The 19,643-nt window shown below is 53.9% G+C and carries 12 protein-coding genes, 1 tRNA gene, 3 rRNA genes and 1 other annotated feature; of the genes, 9 read left to right on the top strand and 7 right to left on the bottom strand.

Going from position 1 to position 19,643, the window contains the following annotated elements:
- Positions 1-20 precede the first annotated feature (20 nt).
- Complete coding sequence (locus tag AB3N39_RS15865) at positions 21-893, top strand: SMP-30/gluconolactonase/LRE family protein (RefSeq protein WP_367896871.1); 873 nt, start codon at positions 21-23, stop codon at positions 891-893.
- On the opposite strand, the gene pheA is transcribed toward AB3N39_RS15865, so the two are convergent.
- The 4 genes from pheA to bamD form a co-directional block, all read right to left on the bottom strand.
- The gene (gene pheA / locus AB3N39_RS15860; protein WP_021242003.1) at positions 890-2,050 is read right to left on the bottom strand and encodes a bifunctional chorismate mutase/prephenate dehydratase; all 1,161 of its coding nucleotides are present in this window, start codon (positions 2,048-2,050) and stop codon (positions 890-892) included. The genes AB3N39_RS15865 and pheA overlap by 4 nt on opposite strands.
- A gap of 30 nt (positions 2,051-2,080) precedes the next feature.
- Positions 2,081-2,206, bottom strand: a sequence feature (Phe leader region).
- Positions 2,158-2,205 carry a pheA operon leader peptide PheL gene (gene pheL, locus AB3N39_RS15855; RefSeq protein ID WP_100249759.1) on the bottom strand — a complete coding sequence of 16 codons (48 nt, stop codon included), beginning with the start codon at positions 2,203-2,205 and terminating at the stop codon, positions 2,158-2,160. Its footprint overlaps the feature before it by 48 nt.
- Positions 2,207-2,316: 110 nt before the next feature.
- Positions 2,317-2,658: a ribosome-associated translation inhibitor RaiA gene (gene raiA, locus AB3N39_RS15850; protein WP_003863162.1), complete on the bottom strand. Its 342-nt coding sequence runs from the start codon at positions 2,656-2,658 to the stop codon at positions 2,317-2,319.
- Positions 2,659-2,926: 268 nt separating this feature from the next.
- The gene (gene bamD / locus AB3N39_RS15845) at positions 2,927-3,664 is read right to left on the bottom strand and encodes an outer membrane protein assembly factor BamD (RefSeq protein WP_023308867.1); all 738 of its coding nucleotides are present in this window, start codon (positions 3,662-3,664) and stop codon (positions 2,927-2,929) included.
- Positions 3,665-3,795: 131 nt separating this feature from the next.
- On the opposite strand from bamD, the gene rluD reads away from it, so the two are divergent.
- The 8 genes from rluD to AB3N39_RS15805 all read left to right on the top strand — a co-directional run bounded on the left by rluD (position 3,796) and on the right by AB3N39_RS15805 (position 15,116).
- Positions 3,796-4,776 (top strand): 23S rRNA pseudouridine(1911/1915/1917) synthase RluD, encoded by a 981-nt coding sequence (rluD, locus tag AB3N39_RS15840; protein ID WP_111964900.1) that lies wholly within the window; start codon positions 3,796-3,798, stop codon positions 4,774-4,776.
- Positions 4,773-5,504 (top strand): purine nucleoside phosphorylase YfiH, encoded by a 732-nt coding sequence (yfiH, locus tag AB3N39_RS15835; RefSeq protein WP_133294950.1) that lies wholly within the window; start codon positions 4,773-4,775, stop codon positions 5,502-5,504. Before rluD ends, yfiH begins: the two co-directional genes overlap by 4 nt.
- Positions 5,505-5,633: 129 nt before the next feature.
- Positions 5,634-8,207, top strand: a complete 2,574-nt coding sequence (clpB, locus tag AB3N39_RS15830; RefSeq protein ID WP_045909253.1) for an ATP-dependent chaperone ClpB — start codon at positions 5,634-5,636, stop codon at positions 8,205-8,207.
- Between the two features lie 427 nt (positions 8,208-8,634).
- Positions 8,635-10,174, top strand: a 16S ribosomal RNA gene (locus AB3N39_RS15825).
- A gap of 85 nt (positions 10,175-10,259) precedes the next feature.
- Positions 10,260-10,335 (top strand) — tRNA-Glu (locus AB3N39_RS15820).
- Positions 10,336-10,518: 183 nt separating this feature from the next.
- A 23S ribosomal RNA gene (locus AB3N39_RS15815) occupies positions 10,519-13,423 on the top strand.
- A gap of 72 nt (positions 13,424-13,495) precedes the next feature.
- Positions 13,496-13,611, top strand: a 5S ribosomal RNA gene (gene rrf, locus AB3N39_RS15810).
- The 16S, 23S and 5S rRNA genes sit together here with 1 tRNA gene alongside, the layout of an rRNA operon.
- A 209-nt stretch (positions 13,612-13,820) precedes the next feature.
- Positions 13,821-15,116 carry an MFS transporter gene (locus AB3N39_RS15805; RefSeq protein WP_115876030.1) on the top strand — a complete coding sequence of 432 codons (1,296 nt, stop codon included), beginning with the start codon at positions 13,821-13,823 and terminating at the stop codon, positions 15,114-15,116.
- Here the strand turns inward: AB3N39_RS15805 and AB3N39_RS15800 are convergent.
- From AB3N39_RS15800 to pat, 3 genes are all read right to left on the bottom strand, one after another.
- Positions 15,113-15,436 (bottom strand): YfiM family lipoprotein, encoded by a 324-nt coding sequence (locus AB3N39_RS15800; RefSeq protein WP_133294948.1) that lies wholly within the window; start codon positions 15,434-15,436, stop codon positions 15,113-15,115. The genes AB3N39_RS15805 and AB3N39_RS15800 overlap by 4 nt on opposite strands.
- A 45-nt stretch (positions 15,437-15,481) precedes the next feature.
- Complete coding sequence (pssA, locus tag AB3N39_RS15795) at positions 15,482-16,837, bottom strand: CDP-diacylglycerol--serine O-phosphatidyltransferase (RefSeq protein ID WP_115876029.1); 1,356 nt, start codon at positions 16,835-16,837, stop codon at positions 15,482-15,484.
- 110 nt (positions 16,838-16,947) lie between these two features.
- Positions 16,948-19,611, bottom strand: coding sequence for a protein lysine acetyltransferase (gene pat / locus AB3N39_RS15790; RefSeq protein WP_127731992.1), 2,664 nt, complete (start codon positions 19,609-19,611; stop codon positions 16,948-16,950).
- Positions 19,612-19,643: the final 32 nt, after the last annotated feature.

The following is a 19,643-nucleotide window of genomic DNA, read 5'->3' as shown; positions in this document are numbered from 1 at the left end:
TTTCATTTTGGGGAACTGTCATGGCCGAACCGCAGCTGCTGTTGAATTACACCGGGCATTTGCCTGAATGCCCGACTTGGAGCGCCGAAGAGCAGGCGCTCTACTGGGCCGATATTCTGGAAGGAGAGATCCACCGCTACCATCTGCCGACGGCGGAACATACCGTACTCTCTTTCCACGAGGAGGTGGGCTGTTTCGCGTTGCGCGAGCAGGGTGGTTTTATCGTTGCGATGAGAACGGGTATCTGGCTGACCGATAAACACGGCCTGCTGCGCCGCAAGGTGTGTGATAACCCCTCTAACCCGCAGCTGGCGCGTTTTAACGATGGAGGTACCGATCACCTGGGCCGCTTCTATGCGGGCACGTTCTGGGGGCCGGGAGATTACAACGGCGCCCTGCTGATGCGCATCGACAACGACCTGACGCCGAAGGTGATCCAGTGCGATATCCACGGGCATAACGGCTTAGCGTTTAGCCCGGATAAGCAGTGGATGTTTACCTCAGATACGCCAAACGGTGTGATCTATCGTACGCCGCTTGATGAGCAGGGCGAACCCGGCAGGCGCGAGGTGTTTCGTCAGTTTAAAGAGGGCGAGGGGATACCGGACGGCGCGGCGATGGATGTGGAAGGCTGTTACTGGAGCGCGCTGTTTGACGGCTGGCGCATCGCGCGTTTTTCACCGCAAGGGGAGCAGCTGGAAGAATATCGCATGCCGGTGCGTTGCCCGACGATGGTCTGCTTTGGCGGCGATGATATGAAAACGCTGTTTATTACCACCACGCGGGAGAATATGGATGCGGAGGAGGTGGCGAAATATCCGCTATCCGGGGCCATCTTCACCCTGCCGGTGGGCGTGGCAGGGATGAAGAAAAGCCGCTTTATCGAACGTTAGATTGGATCGACCGGCACGACGTTTTCGCTCGGGTAGCAGCCCAGCACCTTCATGGAACGCGTGATCTCGCCCAGCTCGCGGAGAGCTTTCTGCATGGAAGCGGACTCCAGGTTGGCCTGGATGTCGAGATAGAACATCTCTTCCCACGGGTTACCGTGGATTGGGCGTGATTCCAGCCTGGTCATGATCAGGTTGTGATTACGCAGCACCAGCAGGGCTTCAACCAGCGCACCGGCCTGTTGGCCGGTGGCCATCAGCAGCGTGGTTTTTGCTGGCACCTGGTCAGACACATTGATTGCCTTGCGGGCCAGCACCACGAAGCGGGTAATGTTTTGCGTCTGGTTTGCCAGGTTGCGTTCCAGCACCTGCAGGCCATACAGCGCGCCGCCCGCTTCGCTGCCGAGCGCCGCGACGGTGGGGGAATTAGCCTGCGCCACTTTTTCCATCGCCGCCGAGGTGCTTTCGGTGTACTCAATTTTCCAGTTCGGATAGCGGTTCAGGAACTGGCTGCACTGCTGGAACGGCTGCGGATGACTGTAAACCGTTTCGATCGTGTTCAGGTCCGTTGAGCCGGAGACCAGCACGCAGTGATCGATAGGGATCGTCAGCTCGCCGACCAGCGACAGGCTGGTGTGCTGCAGCAAATCGTAGACGTCGTTGATGGCGCCGGAGCTGGTGTTTTCAATCGGCACCACGGCGTAATCCGCCTGGCCGGTCTCGACCTGGTTAAAAATGTCGGCAAACTTCGCGCAGCCGCTCTCAATAAATTCTTCGAAATGGCGTGCAGCGTACTGACGTGCGGCCAGGTGAGAATAAGAGCCCTTCGGTCCCAGGAAGGCGATACGCGCAGAGTGTGGATTGGTTTTATTGAGGTGCTGCTGAAGTAACGCTTGCTGGGTCAGAACGGAGTCTTCAATGATGAGCTGGAACAACCGGGTTATGTAGTGGGCATCGAGGTGATGCGCTTTGCCGAGCTGAATGAGACGTTCCAGAAGATCCCGCTCGCGGTCGATATCACGGACCGGACGATGGGAGTCCAGCTTGGCTTTGCCTACTTCAACGGCAAGGGCGCGGCGTTCGGCCAGCAGCGCCAGCAGTTTCTCATCCAGCGCGCTGATTTTTACGCGCAGATCCAGTAACGGGTTTTCCGGTGTCATAGTGTTGCCTGTCTCATTTTATCGTTATCAATAAAAAAGGCCCCCCGGTGTGGGAGGCCTTGTTGTTCGTCTTCGCATTCTTTATCACACGACGAAACGCCTCCCGTTCAGGGGAAGGTAAAAAAGAATGCGAAGAAGAACGGCGTAAGTTTCATAAAGTCATCCTGCGATTGATACCGTTAAAGTACCTGTACTGTTTTCACCCTGTCAATAAAAAACAAAAAACGCGCCCGAAGGCGCGTTGGCGGTACACTCAATTTAAAGGATTACTCTTCTTCAACTTCTTCCGCGAAGCTGGCGTCTTTCACCGACGTTGCGGCGCGACGGGCTTCACCTTTGTGTTGCACTTTATTGAGCTGCCGTTCCAGCTTGTTGATCAAATCGTTAATAGCTGTGTACATATCCTCGTGTTTTGCGCTGGCGACCAGATGGCCGTTTGGAGTATTGATAGTTGCGTCAGCGATGAAACCCTGCGGCTCCTTGGACAGGATGATATGTGGATTAATCAAATGAGTTTGCCATTTATCCAGTTTGGCGAGACGGTCTGCGACGTGCTGGCGAATTGCCGGAGTAATTTCCATTTGTTTACTGGTAATGTTCATTGTCATAAATTTTACCTCTTGTCTTTCCGTCTTGGTGATTCCAGCATACCCGACCCAATGTCAAAATGTGTGATTTAGATCACGTTATTTTGTCGGTTTTTGTCAGGGAATCTTTTTTGTGAGGCAGGGCAGGAAGAGGTGAGATTTACCTTGTAGAAGGCATAAATTGGGGCCATAGTTGACAGGATGTGTTGAGGCTAACGCGCTTCAGCGATGCTCAGAAACGAACAAAAAAACGGCAGCCAGCGGGCTGCCGTTTTGCATTGAGGCAAAATCAGGTGTTGCTGCTGTTCGCGGCGATGATTTTCGCCACTTTTTCAGCCTGAGCGGTCATCTGCATCTGACGGTAAGCATTTTCCATCAGCTTCAGGCCGTCGCGCGTTGCCTGAGTATCCGGGTAATCGCGCAGCATACCTTCTACGCGGTTAACCACGGCAACCCATGCGCCACGGCGGGTATAATATTCCGCCACGGAGTATTCATATTTCGCCAGACGATCTTTCAGGAACACCAGACGTTTGGTGGCGTCGGTCACGTACTGGCTGTTTGGATAGCCGCGCACCAGCTTGGAGAAGTCATTGAAGGCATCACGCGCATGCTGCGGGTCACGGTCGGAACGATCCACGCCGAAGAAGCCCTGCAGCGCACTGTCGTCCAGCGCCATGTTGGTGAGGCCGCGCATGTACATCACGTAGTCGATGTTAGGATGAGTCGGGTTCAGACGCATGAAACGATCGATGGTTGCCTGAGCCAGCGGCAGATCGGCATTTTTATAGTATGCGTAGATGAGATCTAACTGTACCTGCTGCGAATACGGACCAAATGGATAGCGATTATCCAACGCTTCCAGTTGCGTTATCGCCTGTTTCCAGTTACCGTCCTGCAACTTTTGTTGTGCAGTCGCATAGATTTCATTCGGCGGATTGTCAGGGACCTGTTCATTTGAACCGGAGCAGCCCACCAAAGCCAGGCTCAACGTGGCCGCTGCCACCAGATATTTCATGCGCGTCATGACGTTTTGACTTTCCTCAAATGTTTGTCCGGGAGAAACTCTGTTCCTGCTCCCGATTAAGACCAGCTACAATAGCACACTATATTAAACGGCAAAGCCGTAAAACCCAACGTTAAACGAAGAAGCAGTTTATGGCACAACGAGTAGAACTCACCGCAACAGTCTCCGAAAATCAGCTCGGTCAACGCTTAGATCAGGCTTTGGCCGAATTGTTCCCTGATTATTCGCGTTCACGCATAAAAGAATGGATCCTTGACCAGCGCGTGATGGTAAACGGCAAAATCTGGGACAAACCAAAAGAGAAAGTGTTAGGTGGGGAAGCTGTCGCCATCAATGCTGAAATCGAAGAGGAAATCCGCTTCGAGCCGCAGGATATCCCATTGGACATCGTCTATGAAGATGATGACATTCTGGTAATCAACAAGCCGCGCGACCTGGTTGTTCATCCGGGCGCGGGGAATCCTGACGGTACGGTACTTAACGCGCTTCTCCATTACTATCCGCCGATCGCGGATGTTCCGCGCGCGGGCATCGTGCACCGTCTGGATAAAGACACTACCGGTCTGATGGTGGTGGCGAAGACCGTTCCTGCTCAGACACGTCTGGTGGAGTCGCTGCAGCTGCGCGAAATCACCCGTGAGTATGAGGCGGTAGCCATTGGGCATATGACCTCTGGCGGGACGGTAGAAGAGCCCATCAGCCGTCACCCGACCAAGCGAACCCATATGTCGGTGCATCCGATGGGTAAACCGGCGGTGACGCACTATCGCATTATGGAGCATTTCCGTATTCATACGCGCCTGCGTCTGCGTCTGGAGACCGGGCGTACTCACCAGATTCGTGTGCATATGGCCCACATCACCCATCCGCTGGTGGGGGATCAGGTCTACGGTGGTCGTCCACGTCCGCCTAAGGGCGCGTCGGATGAGTTCATCAGCGTATTGCGTAAATTCGATCGTCAGGCGCTGCACGCGACCATGCTGCGCCTTTACCATCCGATCACCGGTATTCAGATGGAGTGGCATGCGCCTATCCCGCAGGATATGGTGGACCTTATTGACGCGATGCGTGTTGATTTCGAAGAACATAAGGATCAAGTGGACTGGTTATGACCAAACTGATTGTCCCGGAGTGGCCATTGCCTGCCGGCGTGGCCGCCTGCAGTTCAACCCGCACTGGCGGTGTTAGCCAGGGCGCGTGGGAGTCTTTGAACCTCGGCGCACACTGTGGCGATAACCTGGAGCATGTGGAAGAGAACCGCAGGCGTCTGTTTGCTGCGGGGAACCTGCCTTCAAAACCGGTCTGGCTGGAACAGGTTCATGGCAAGGCGGTGCTGAAGTTGACGGGGGAACCCTATGCTTCTAAACGTGCTGATGCCTCTTACAGCAATACTCCGGGAACCGTTTGTGCTGTAATGACCGCGGATTGTCTGCCGGTACTTTTTTGTAACCGTTCAGGCACCGAGGTGGCTGCAGCACACGCGGGCTGGCGTGGACTGTGTGAAGGCGTGCTGGAAGAAACTGTCGCCTGCTTTAAGGATGAGCCCGCCAATATTATGGCCTGGCTTGGCCCGGCCATTGGTCCTCGCGCTTTTGAAGTGGGGCCGGAGGTTCGCGAAGCCTTTATGGTTAAAGATCCGCAAGCGGCGGACGCCTTCCTGCCTTCCGGAGATAAATATCTGGCCGATATTTACCAGCTTGCTCGTCAGCGGCTGAACAGCGTCGGCATAACGCAGATCTTCGGCGGCGATCGCTGTACATTCACCGAAAAGGATGATTTTTTCTCTTATCGCCGCGACAAGACGACGGGCCGTATGGCAAGTTTCATTTGGCTGATATAACCTAAAGAATCAAGACGATCCGGCACGTGCCGTTTTCTTTTCACATAATTCAGGTCATTAACCTTGAATAATTGAGGGATGACCTCATTTAATCTCCAGTAGCAAATTTGACCTGTTATGGGAGGAGTTATGCGTCTGGATCGTCTTACTAATAAATTCCAGCTTGCTCTCGCCGATGCCCAGTCCCTCGCACTGGGGCACGACAACCAATTTATCGAACCTCTTCATTTAATGAGCGCCTTGCTGAATCAGGAAGGGGGATCGGTACGTCCTTTATTAACGTCCGCTGGCATTAATGCTGGCCAGTTACGCACCGCTATCGATCAGGCGCTGAGCCGTTTACCGCAGGTCGAAGGGACCGGCGGCGACGTTCAGCCGTCGCAGGATCTGGTGCGCGTCCTGAACCTTTGCGACAAGCTGGCGCAAAAACGTGGGGACAACTTTATTTCGTCAGAGCTGTTTGTTCTGGCGGCGCTTGAATCACGCGGTACCTTGACCGACCTGCTGAAATCTGCCGGTGCGACCACCGCCAACGTGACTCAGGCGATTGAGAACATGCGCGGAGGTGAAAGCGTGAACGATCAGGGAGCCGAAGACCAACGTCAGGCTTTGAAGAAATTTACGGTCGATCTGACCGAGCGTGCTGAACAGGGCAAACTTGACCCGGTGATCGGCCGTGATGAAGAAATTCGTCGTACCATTCAGGTACTGCAACGTCGTACCAAGAACAACCCGGTGCTGATAGGTGAACCGGGTGTCGGTAAAACTGCGATTGTTGAAGGGCTGGCGCAGCGTATTGTCAACGGTGAAGTGCCGGAAGGCCTGAAAGGCCGTCGCGTACTGGCGCTGGATATGGGCGCGCTGGTGGCCGGTGCGAAATACCGCGGCGAGTTCGAAGAGCGCCTTAAAGGCGTGCTTAACGACCTGGCGAAGCAGGAAGGCAACGTCATTCTGTTTATCGATGAACTGCACACCATGGTCGGCGCGGGTAAAGCGGATGGCGCGATGGATGCCGGGAACATGCTGAAACCTGCGCTGGCGCGAGGTGAACTTCACTGCGTCGGTGCCACTACGCTGGATGAGTACCGTCAGTATATTGAGAAAGATGCTGCGCTGGAACGTCGTTTCCAGAAAGTGTTTGTTGCCGAGCCAAGCGTTGAAGATACCATCGCGATCCTGCGTGGTCTGAAAGAGCGCTATGAACTGCACCACCATGTACAGATCACTGACCCGGCCATCGTTGCGGCGGCGACGCTTTCGCATCGTTATATTGCTGACCGTCAGCTGCCGGATAAAGCGATCGACCTGATTGATGAAGCGGCGTCGAGCATTCGTATGCAGATTGACTCGAAGCCGGAAGAGCTGGACCGACTCGACCGACGCATCATTCAGCTCAAGCTGGAACAGCAGGCGCTGAAGAAAGAGTCTGATGAAGCCAGTAAGAAACGCCTCGATATGCTCAATGAAGAGCTGGACGATAAAGAGCGCCAGTATTCTGAGCTGGAAGAAGAGTGGAAAGCCGAGAAAGCCTCCCTTTCCGGTACGCAGACCATTAAAGCTGAACTCGAACAGGCAAAAATTGCCATTGAGCAGGCGCGACGCGTGGGCGATCTGGCTCGGATGTCTGAACTGCAGTACGGCAAAATTCCTGAGCTGGAAAAACAGCTTGAGATAGCGACGCAGTCAGAAGGTAAAACGATGCGTCTGTTGCGTAATAAAGTGACGGATGCCGAGATCGCGGAAGTCCTGGCGCGCTGGACCGGTATTCCCGTGGCGCGCATGCTGGAAGGCGAGCGTGAAAAACTGCTGCGCATGGAGAACGATCTCCACAATCGTGTGATTGGTCAAAACGAAGCGGTTGAGGCGGTATCGAACGCTATTCGTCGTAGCCGTGCAGGGCTGTCCGATCCAAACCGCCCGATTGGTTCGTTCCTGTTCCTGGGGCCGACGGGTGTCGGTAAAACCGAGCTGTGCAAAGCGCTGGCTAACTTTATGTTCGACAGCGACGATGCGATGGTGCGTATCGACATGTCCGAGTTTATGGAGAAACACTCCGTCTCGCGTCTGGTCGGGGCGCCTCCGGGATATGTGGGTTATGAAGAAGGTGGGTACCTGACGGAAGCGGTGCGCCGTCGTCCTTACTCCGTCATCCTGCTGGATGAGGTGGAAAAAGCGCATCCGGATGTGTTCAACATCCTGCTTCAGGTGCTGGATGATGGTCGTCTGACCGACGGGCAGGGGAGAACGGTCGACTTCCGTAATACGGTTGTCATTATGACCTCGAACCTGGGTTCCGATTTGATTCAGGAACGTTTCGGTGAACTGGACTACAGCCACATGAAGGATCTGGTGCTGGGTGTGGTAAGCCATAACTTCCGTCCGGAGTTCATCAACCGTATTGATGAAGTGGTGGTATTCCATCCTCTGGGTGAGAAACACATTGCGTCGATTGCGCAGATCCAGCTGCAGCGTCTGTACAAACGTCTGGAAGAACGTGGATATGAAATTCACATCTCCGACGATGCGCTGAAGCTGCTGAGTAAGAACGGTTACGATCCGGTGTACGGTGCGCGTCCATTGAAACGCGCTATCCAGCAGCAGATCGAAAACCCGCTGGCGCAACAGATCCTCTCCGGGGAGCTGGTTCCTGGCAAAGTTATCCGTCTGGAAGCCAACGACGATCGCATTGTGGCAGTGCAGTAAGTCACAAAACGCAAAAACGAGCCGCTTGCGGCTCGTTTTTGTTTAAAAACCAGGCGAAAATTGAGGTCTGGAGTTGGTTTTGCCTGGAAAGTGAGCAGTCAGTAAATAAATTTCACTTTATCCTTGCAGGTTCAGAATTACTCCCTATAATGCGCCTCCACTGACACGGAACAACGGCACACACGCCGCCTGGTCAGCAGAGAACAGCGTAAATAAACGCTTGACTCTGAAGCGGGAAAGCGTAATATGCACACCCCGCGCCGCAGCGAAAACGAAGCGGCACTGCTCTTTAACAATTTATCAGACAATCTGTGTGGGCACTCAAAGTGACATGGATTCTTAACGTCCTCGGACGAAAAATGAATACCAAGTCTCTGAGTGAACATACGTAATTCATTACGAAGTTTAATTCACGAGCATCAAACTTAAATTGAAGAGTTTGATCATGGCTCAGATTGAACGCTGGCGGCAGGCCTAACACATGCAAGTCGAGCGGTAACACAGGGAGCTTGCTCCTCGGTGACGAGCGGCGGACGGGTGAGTAATGTCTGGGAAACTGCCTGATGGAGGGGGATAACTACTGGAAACGGTAGCTAATACCGCATAACGTCGCAAGACCAAAGAGGGGGACCTTCGGGCCTCTTGCCATCAGATGTGCCCAGATGGGATTAGCTAGTAGGTGGGGTAACGGCTCACCTAGGCGACGATCCCTAGCTGGTCTGAGAGGATGACCAGCCACACTGGAACTGAGACACGGTCCAGACTCCTACGGGAGGCAGCAGTGGGGAATATTGCACAATGGGCGCAAGCCTGATGCAGCCATGCCGCGTGTATGAAGAAGGCCTTCGGGTTGTAAAGTACTTTCAGCGGGGAGGAAGGCGTTGAGGTTAATAACCTCAGCGATTGACGTTACCCGCAGAAGAAGCACCGGCTAACTCCGTGCCAGCAGCCGCGGTAATACGGAGGGTGCAAGCGTTAATCGGAATTACTGGGCGTAAAGCGCACGCAGGCGGTCTGTCAAGTCGGATGTGAAATCCCCGGGCTCAACCTGGGAACTGCATTCGAAACTGGCAGGCTAGAGTCTTGTAGAGGGGGGTAGAATTCCAGGTGTAGCGGTGAAATGCGTAGAGATCTGGAGGAATACCGGTGGCGAAGGCGGCCCCCTGGACAAAGACTGACGCTCAGGTGCGAAAGCGTGGGGAGCAAACAGGATTAGATACCCTGGTAGTCCACGCCGTAAACGATGTCGACTTGGAGGTTGTGCCCTTGAGGCGTGGCTTCCGGAGCTAACGCGTTAAGTCGACCGCCTGGGGAGTACGGCCGCAAGGTTAAAACTCAAATGAATTGACGGGGGCCCGCACAAGCGGTGGAGCATGTGGTTTAATTCGATGCAACGCGAAGAACCTTACCTACTCTTGACATCCAGAGAACTTTCCAGAGATGGATTGGTGCCTTCGGGAACTCTGAGACAGGTGCTGCATGGCTGTCGTCAGCTCGTGTTGTGAAATGTTGGGTTAAGTCCCGCAACGAGCGCAACCCTTATCCTTTGTTGCCAGCGGTCCGGCCGGGAACTCAAAGGAGACTGCCAGTGATAAACTGGAGGAAGGTGGGGATGACGTCAAGTCATCATGGCCCTTACGAGTAGGGCTACACACGTGCTACAATGGCGCATACAAAGAGAAGCGACCTCGCGAGAGCAAGCGGACCTCATAAAGTGCGTCGTAGTCCGGATTGGAGTCTGCAACTCGACTCCATGAAGTCGGAATCGCTAGTAATCGTAGATCAGAATGCTACGGTGAATACGTTCCCGGGCCTTGTACACACCGCCCGTCACACCATGGGAGTGGGTTGCAAAAGAAGTAGGTAGCTTAACCTTCGGGAGGGCGCTTACCACTTTGTGATTCATGACTGGGGTGAAGTCGTAACAAGGTAACCGTAGGGGAACCTGCGGTTGGATCACCTCCTTACCTTAAAGAACCTGCCTTTGTAGTGCTCACACAGATTGTCTGATGAAAAGTAAATAGCAAGGCGTCTTGCGATTGAGACTTCAGTGTCCCCTTCGTCTAGAGGCCCAGGACACCGCCCTTTCACGGCGGTAACAGGGGTTCGAATCCCCTAGGGGACGCCACTTGCTGGTTCGTGAGTGAAAGTCACCTGCCGTCATATCTCAAAACTGACTTACGAGTCACGTTTGAGATATTTGCTCTTTAAAAATCTGGATCAAGCTGAAAATTGAAACGACACATCTTTAATGGTGTGTTTGAGTCTCTCAAATTTTCGCAATCAGAAGTGAAACATCTTCGGGTTGTGAGGTTAAGCGACTAAGCGTACACGGTGGATGCCCTGGCAGTCAGAGGCGATGAAGGACGTGCTAATCTGCGAAAAGCGCCGGCGAGGTGATATGAACCTTTGACCCGGCGATGTCCGAATGGGGAAACCCAGTGCAATTCGTTGCACTATCGTTAACTGAATACATAGGTTAACGAGGCGAACCGGGGGAACTGAAACATCTAAGTACCCCGAGGAAAAGAAATCAACCGAGATTCCCCCAGTAGCGGCGAGCGAACGGGGAGCAGCCCAGAGTCTGAATCAGCTTGTGTGTTAGTGGAAGCGTCTGGAAAGTCGCACGGTACAGGGTGACAGTCCCGTACACGAAAGCACACAGGCTGTGAACTCGAAGAGTAGGGCGGGACACGTGGTATCCTGTCTGAATATGGGGGGACCATCCTCCAAGGCTAAATACTCCTGACTGACCGATAGTGAACCAGTACCGTGAGGGAAAGGCGAAAAGAACCCCGGCGAGGGGAGTGAAAAAGAACCTGAAACCGTGTACGTACAAGCAGTGGGAGCACCTTCGTGGTGTGACTGCGTACCTTTTGTATAATGGGTCAGCGACTTATATTCTGTAGCAAGGTTAACCGTATAGGGGAGCCGAAGGGAAACCGAGTCTTAACTGGGCGTTAAGTTGCAGGGTATAGACCCGAAACCCGGTGATCTAGCCATGGGCAGGTTGAAGGTTGGGTAACACTAACTGGAGGACCGAACCGACTAATGTTGAAAAATTAGCGGATGACTTGTGGCTGGGGGTGAAAGGCCAATCAAACCGGGAGATAGCTGGTTCTCCCCGAAAGCTATTTAGGTAGCGCCTCGTGAACTCATCTTCGGGGGTAGAGCACTGTTTCGGCTAGGGGGCCATCCCGGCTTACCAACCCGATGCAAACTACGAATACCGAAGAATGTTATCACGGGAGACACACGGCGGGTGCTAACGTCCGTCGTGAAGAGGGAAACAACCCAGACCGCCAGCTAAGGTCCCAAAGTCATGGTTAAGTGGGAAACGATGTGGGAAGGCACAGACAGCCAGGATGTTGGCTTAGAAGCAGCCATCATTTAAAGAAAGCGTAATAGCTCACTGGTCGAGTCGGCCTGCGCGGAAGATGTAACGGGGCTAAACCATGCACCGAAGCTGCGGCAGCGACACTATGTGTTGTTGGGTAGGGGAGCGTTCTGTAAGCCGTTGAAGGTGTGCTGTGAGGCATGCTGGAGGTATCAGAAGTGCGAATGCTGACATAAGTAACGATAAAGCGGGTGAAAAGCCCGCTCGCCGGAAGACCAAGGGTTCCTGTCCAACGTTAATCGGGGCAGGGTGAGTCGACCCCTAAGGCGAGGCCGAAAGGCGTAGTCGATGGGAAACAGGTTAATATTCCTGTACTTGGTGTTACTGCGAAGGGGGGACGGAGAAGGCTATGTTAGCCGGGCGACGGTTGTCCCGGTTTAAGCATGTAGGCGGAGGTTCCAGGTAAATCCGGTACCTTATTAACGCTGAGGTGTGATGACGAGGCACTACGGTGCTGAAGTAACAAATGCCCTGCTTCCAGGAAAAGCCTCTAAGCATCAGGTAACACGAAATCGTACCCCAAACCGACACAGGTGGTCAGGTAGAGAATACCAAGGCGCTTGAGAGAACTCGGGTGAAGGAACTAGGCAAAATGGTGCCGTAACTTCGGGAGAAGGCACGCTGATATGTAGGTGAAGCCCCTGCGGGTGGAGCTGAAATCAGTCGAAGATACCAGCTGGCTGCAACTGTTTATTAAAAACACAGCACTGTGCAAACACGAAAGTGGACGTATACGGTGTGACGCCTGCCCGGTGCCGGAAGGTTAATTGATGGGGTTAGCGGCAACGCGAAGCTCTTGATCGAAGCCCCGGTAAACGGCGGCCGTAACTATAACGGTCCTAAGGTAGCGAAATTCCTTGTCGGGTAAGTTCCGACCTGCACGAATGGCGTAATGATGGCCAGGCTGTCTCCACCCGAGACTCAGTGAAATTGAACTCGCTGTGAAGATGCAGTGTACCCGCGGCAAGACGGAAAGACCCCGTGAACCTTTACTATAGCTTGACACTGAACACTGGTCCTTGATGTGTAGGATAGGTGGGAGGCTTTGAAGCGTGGACGCCAGTCTGCGTGGAGCCGTCCTTGAAATACCACCCTTTAATGGCTGGTGTTCTAACGTAGACCCGTGATCCGGGTTGCGGACAGTGTCTGGTGGGTAGTTTGACTGGGGCGGTCTCCTCCCAAAGAGTAACGGAGGAGCACGAAGGTTAGCTAATCCTGGTCGGACATCAGGAGGTTAGTGCAATGGCATAAGCTAGCTTGACTGCGAGAGTGACGGCTCGAGCAGGTGCGAAAGCAGGTCATAGTGATCCGGTGGTTCTGAATGGAAGGGCCATCGCTCAACGGATAAAAGGTACTCCGGGGATAACAGGCTGATACCGCCCAAGAGTTCATATCGACGGCGGTGTTTGGCACCTCGATGTCGGCTCATCACATCCTGGGGCTGAAGTAGGTCCCAAGGGTATGGCTGTTCGCCATTTAAAGTGGTACGCGAGCTGGGTTTAGAACGTCGTGAGACAGTTCGGTCCCTATCTGCCGTGGGCGCTGGAGAATTGAGGGGGGCTGCTCCTAGTACGAGAGGACCGGAGTGGACGCATCACTGGTGTTCGGGTTGTCATGCCAATGGCACTGCCCGGTAGCTAAATGCGGAAAAGATAAGTGCTGAAAGCATCTAAGCACGAAACTTGCCCCGAGATGAGTTCTCCCTGAGACTTTAAGTCTCCTGAAGGAACGTTGAAGACGACGACGTTGATAGGTCGGGTGTGTAAGCGCAGCGATGCGTTGAGCTAACCGATACTAATGAACCGTGAGGCTTAACCTTACAACGCCGAAGGTGTTTTGGCGAAGAGACAGAACAATCAATTTCAGCCTGATACAGATTTAACAGAATTTGCCTGGCGGCTTTAGCGCGGTGGTCCCACCTGACCCCATGCCGAACTCAGAAGTGAAACGCCGTAGCGCCGATGGTAGTGTGGGGTCTCCCCATGTGAGAGTAGGGAACTGCCAGGCATCAAAATAGAAGAACCCCGTACCGAAAGGTGCGGGGTTTTTTGCTTTTGTTTTCCCACTCTGGCCTTTCTCTTAATCCCTTATCCTGCTAATGGAATGTGTGATCTCTGTCTCAATGTGATTTATAACAAAATTATAACATTTCATTTACGAGGTTATTGAGTCTCCTGGCTCAATACGCCGCAGTTTATGGCAGGAGCATAATCACAATGACAGAAAGCATGACATCAAACGGGACGCTGGGTCACAGTGATACCCGAAGAAGGGTATGGGCAATCGTCAGCGCCTCTTCAGGGAATCTGGTTGAATGGTTCGACTTTTACGTCTACTCATTCTGTTCACTCTACTTCGCACATATCTTCTTCCCCTCCGGCAACACCACAACGCAGCTGCTTCAAACGGCAGGGGTATTTGCCGCAGGATTCTTGATGCGACCCATCGGGGGCTGGCTGTTTGGCCGCATTGCGGATCGTCGCGGGCGTAAGGCCTCTATGCTGATCTCGGTGTGCATGATGTGCTTTGGCTCGCTGGTGATCGCCTGCTTACCGGGATATGCATCGATTGGTACCTGGGCACCGGCGCTACTTTTGCTGGCCCGCTTATTCCAGGGATTATCGGTGGGCGGTGAATACGGTACCAGTGCAACCTACATGAGTGAAATTGCACTGGAAGGTCGTAAAGGTTTTTACGCGTCATTCCAGTACGTCACGCTGATTGGCGGTCAGCTGCTGGCCATTCTTGTGGTGGTGATCCTGCAGCAAATTCTGACGGACGAACAGCTTCATGCCTGGGGATGGCGGATCCCTTTCGCAATGGGCGCAGTACTGGCGGTCGTTGCACTTTGGCTACGCCGTCAGCTAGATGAAACCTCTCAGAAAGAGGTCCGGATGCTGAAGGAGGCGGGAACATTCAAAGGGTTGTGGCGTAACCGCAAAGCTTTCCTGATGGTGCTGGGCTTCACCGCGGGCGGTTCTCTTAGTTTCTACACGTTCACCACCTATATGCAAAAGTACCTGGTGAACACCACCGGTATGCACGCCAACGTCGCCAGCGTGGTCATGACCGTGGCGCTGTTTGTCTTTATGCTCATACAGCCGATCGTCGGTGCGCTCTCGGATAAAATTGGTCGACGTACGTCGATGCTGATTTTTGGCGGGCTGTCGGCGTTATGTACCGTTCCTATTCTGACTGCGCTTCAGCATGTCTCTTCACCGTATGCCGCCTTTGCGCTGGTGATGGTGGCGATGGTGATTGTCAGTTTCTATACCTCAATCAGCGGGATACTGAAAGCCGAGATGTTCCCGGCGCAGGTTCGTGCGTTAGGAGTAGGGCTTTCTTATGCGGTAGCCAACGCGGTGTTTGGCGGATCGGCGGAGTACGTTGCGTTGTCGCTTAAGTCATGGGGAAGCGAAACGACATTCTTCTGGTACGTAACGGGTATGGGGGCTCTGGCTTTTATTGTTTCCCTGATGCTGCATCGCAAAGGGAAAGGTATCCGACTTTAATAGCGCGCCATTTGCCACACGGCGTAGCCGGTCGTTGCGCCGGCAACATCCCAGGCGAAATCTTTCCAGCTCCAGCCGCTCCCTGCGGGGCGGCTATCCCACAGTTCTTTTGATGCCCCAAGACCTACTGAGAACATCAGCCCGATCGCCGCGCTACGGTCCCGGCTGTATCCCTGATGCTGGGCATATTCATTACCGGCTGCGGACAACATCGCGGAAGCGAGGAAATGCTGTGCTTTATCCTGTCCGGACCAGCTATCGTTGGCCATATGGCTACAGCCACTCAGGAAAAGGATGCTCAGTAACAGAGGAATACGCATCAACGGGCTCCATAAAAAAGCCCTGCGGGTGACAGGGCCTGGATATTACAGAATACGGCTGATAAGTCGGTCGATACGGATACGACGTAAGCGGCGAATAAGCTTGCGAACTTTTACCGGATAATCGGCAATGCTCTGCAGTTCGCGGTAGTGATTCACCACGGTCGTATGGGTGCGAATCAGCTCCAGCTCGCGTTCACGTTGGGCGGCTAACTCATGCTGCGGGTCATGAATCAGGATAGCGTTTTCCAGATCCAGTCGCCATGCGCGCGGGTTCAGGTTGTTACCGGTCAGCAACATCCACTCATCGTCGACCCACATGCCTTTCAGATGGTAACTATTGTCTTCATCTTTCCAGAGACGCACAACCAGCTGGTCAGTGTTGACGTAATACTGTAAGCGGCTCAGGAAACGACGCAGGTTAATCTCATAGAGATAAGGCAGCGCACCGATGATTTTGAACGGCTGATCTTCAGGAATGAAGAAGTCGTTTGCCGTTTTATCACCAACGATAATTTCTACTTTTTTACCATCGCGCAGCAGCTGAATGATATTACGCACCAGCACGGCAGGAAGGTTAAAGTACGGCGTACAGATGGTGAGTTTCTGCTCCGCACACGGCATCAGATGGAAGATCGTTTTGTTCAGCTGGCTTGATTTGCCGAGTCCTACCAGCGGGGTAACGGATAGCTCTTCGTTGTTCGCATCGCCCTGGAAATGATAGACCGCATCACGCAGCTCCTGGCGGAAGGCGCGAACATCGTTTTTGATTTCCGGGCTTTTAGGACGCTCGGGATCGTCAAGGCGGTTAACGCCACGGCCGTGGACCAGATTTTTATCAACCCAGTTAAACATGATATCGGCCATCTGCGGATTACGGATCAGATGGTAGCGGTCGTAGCGATATTTATCGAGTTGATGAAGGTAGACATCATTGAGGCTGGCGCCGCTGTACAGCACGCTGTCATCAATGATGAATCCCTTGAAATGAAGGACGCCGAGCGCTTCACGGGTATTAACCGGGACGCCATAAACAGGCACATCGACGCCAGGATTTTCCTGCGCCGTACGGCAATACCAGTCAGCATTGGTGTTTGACGCGGCAGCGCCAATACGGCCACGCTGAGCTCGATGCCAGTCTACCAGCACGCGAACATCAAGTTCCGGGCGCTGACGTTTGGCATCATAGAGCGCGTTCAGGATCGCGCGCCCGCCTTCATCCTGTTCAAGATACAGTGCCACAATGCAAATGCGTCGTGTGGCGCTGGCAATCTTTTCCAGAAGCGTCTCCCGAAAATGAGCGGGAGCGTAAAAGAACTCTACATCATCAACTGACTGAGAAATCTTCGGTAGTTGAGCAAGGTGTTGTTGATGTTTATTACGCTTAAATTTTGACAACATCACAGTGCGTATCTTCTCTGTTCATTGAAGGGTTGTCTGTACTATGCAAACAACATAAGCGGACAATGATACCACCAGTCCCGTCCAAAGTGGGTAACATTTCCAGTAGCTTACTCGCGTTTGCTGGCTGATGTCAGACTAAGGGACAAGGCAACAATACCTTCGTCAAGCTGAATATCAACGTCAAACCCAAGTTTTCGCGCCAGGGTCACCATACCGCGATTGTTAGGCATAGTAATGCCATTAAGGCGTAACAATCCGTGATCTCGCGTATAACTGATGAGTTTTTCCAGCAACCGTCTTCCCAGACCCAGGCCTTTAAGATCGGAGCGCACCAGCACCGCAAACTCCGCATCGACGTTATCCGGGTCAGAAATCGCACGCGTAACGCCGAGGATCTCATCACCCTTATCGGCGCGACGAACTGCAACAAACGCCATTTCTCGATCGTAGTCGATCTGGGTCATATTGGCTAAATCATCGTGGGTAAATTCGTTGATTTCGCTAAAATAGCGATAATAAAGATCCTCTTTCGTGACCTGAGAGATAAAGGCTCGCAGCTGGGGCTCATCTTCCGGCAGAATAGGGCGGAACAAGGCGCGTTCACCATTTTTCATCTCAACCCACTCCTCCAGCTGCAGGGGATACGGGCGGATTGCCAGGCGACTCTCTCTGTCTCCTTCAAATGGTGCGATATCCAGAGTCACGTCCAGCGCCGTAAACTCATTGCCGGAGGCGAGCAGCGGATGAATGTCCAGCCGCTGGATCTCGGCACAATCCACAATCAGGTTAGAGACCTGCACCAGGAACTGACTTAGCCCGGCAATATCGAGCGGACGCAGCGCGCTCCGGCCGCGGATCTTTTTACTTTTAATCGCCTGAATGATCAGATAACGCGCCAGATTCATGTTAAGAGGCGGCAACGCCACCACGGCCTGCTCTTCCGGGCGCCACTCAACGCCGCCTTCTCCCAGCATGATGAGCGGACCGAAGACGGGATCGTGTTCAACCACCACCCGTAATTCCTGAGCACCAGCGCGGTTGGCCATACTTTGCACCAGCAATCCGTGGATCCTCGCCTGCGGCCAGGCCATTTTGACCCGATCGAAAATGGCATCAGCTGCCTGCTGCACCTCCGTTGCCGTGCGCAGGTACAACATGACCCCCTGCACATCCGACTTATGCGGAATATCCGGGGAACGCAGCTTCAGGGCAACCGGATAGCCAATCTGCTCGGCAATATGCACGGCCTCAGCGCTGTCGCTGGCGATCCAGGTCGGCAGGGTTTGCATCCCGTAGCTGCCCAGAATCGGCTGGACCTCATGTGTATCCAGCGAGGTCGCGCCTTCTTCAATGGCCTGCTGCAACAGCCTGTGAACGTCAACGGTATTGGCCGTCAAATTCCCGGGCAACGCCGGCGTCTCGCGGAGCTGTTTCTGGTTACGGCGATATTCCACCATATGCATAAACGCGGTGATGGTGCCTTCCGGCGTGCGGTAGGTTGGCAGCCCGGCCTCGCTGAACAAGCGCCGCGCCTCCTGAGAAGAAAACTCCCCGCACCAGTTGGTGAGCAGGGTGACATATTTGCCTCGCGGATGGTTGCGTACGGCCTCAATGAGCGCGCGCGCGCTTTCACTGCCCGGCGCGACCGCGCTGGGTGAGTGGATAATCATCAGCGCATCGAAATCCTGGCTATCCAGCAAAATTGAAATTGCCTTGATGTAGCGATCGCTGCTGGCGTCATCGCGCAAATCAAGCGGATTGCCGGGCGTCACGCTGGTCGGAAGCGCTTCTTTCAGGCGCTGCAGCGTCTCTTCACTTAGCGTTGCCAGCTTGCCGAAGCGCCGCCATAGCTCATCCAGAGCGAGCGCGGCAGGGGCGGCACCGTTACTGACGATCATTAGCTTCTCGCCGCGCAACGGGCGCATATGGCTTAACGTCTCAACGGCGGAAAAAAGCTCGTGCGTATCCTGTACCCGCAGCAACCCCGCGCGCTGAATGGCGGCGTCCCAGGCGGGATCCATGCCGGAATGAGAATGTAGCAGACGCTGTGCCGCAGGGCTGCGTCCGCTTTTGATCACCAGGATCGGCTTATTGCGCGAAGCGCTTCGCGAAGCCGAGACAAAACGACGCGCGTCGCTGAGGTGCTCAAGATAAAGCAGGATTGCACTGGTTTTGCCGTCACGTGCCAGAAAATCCAGTAGCTCATCAACGTCGATATCCAGGCTGTCGCCCAGGGCAATGAAGTAGGAAAATCCCATTTCTCGCTGCTGCGCCCAGTCGAGGATAGTGTTCGATACCGCTGCCGACTGCGAGATAAACGCGAGCTTGCCTTTGCGGATTGGTACCGGAGAGAAGCTGGCATTTAAGCCCTGCCAGGGGGCGAGCAGGCCGAGACTGTTTGGCCCAAGAATGCGCATTTGATAGCGGCTGGCACAGGCCAGAAGCTCGGCTTTCTGTTCAGGCGGAGACGAGAGAATAATGCAGGTTTTACAGCCTTTCTTGCCGAGCGATTCCAGCAGCTCCGGATTCCGTTTCGCGTTTGTACACAGTACGGCCAGATCCGGTACGAAAGGCAGGCTCTGTACATCAGGCCATGCAAGCACTCCCTGAACCGCCTTATACGCCGGCGTGACGGGCATGACGGGACCATTAAATCCCCCGGCCAGCAGGTTGCGCATCATCAGATAGCCAGCACGATCCGGTTTCATTGATGCGCCGATGACGGCAATGGATTTAGGACGAAGTAGCGCTTCTAACCCTCGCTGGCTCATGCAGGCCTCCTGTGAATGCAAGCGACCTGATG

It is taken from the genome of Enterobacter vonholyi (genome assembly GCF_040834095.1).
Lineage (GTDB): Bacteria > Pseudomonadota > Gammaproteobacteria > Enterobacterales > Enterobacteriaceae > Enterobacter > Enterobacter vonholyi.
Note: the sequence above shows the minus strand (reverse complement) of the source record. Positions and strands in the feature narration are given on the sequence as shown.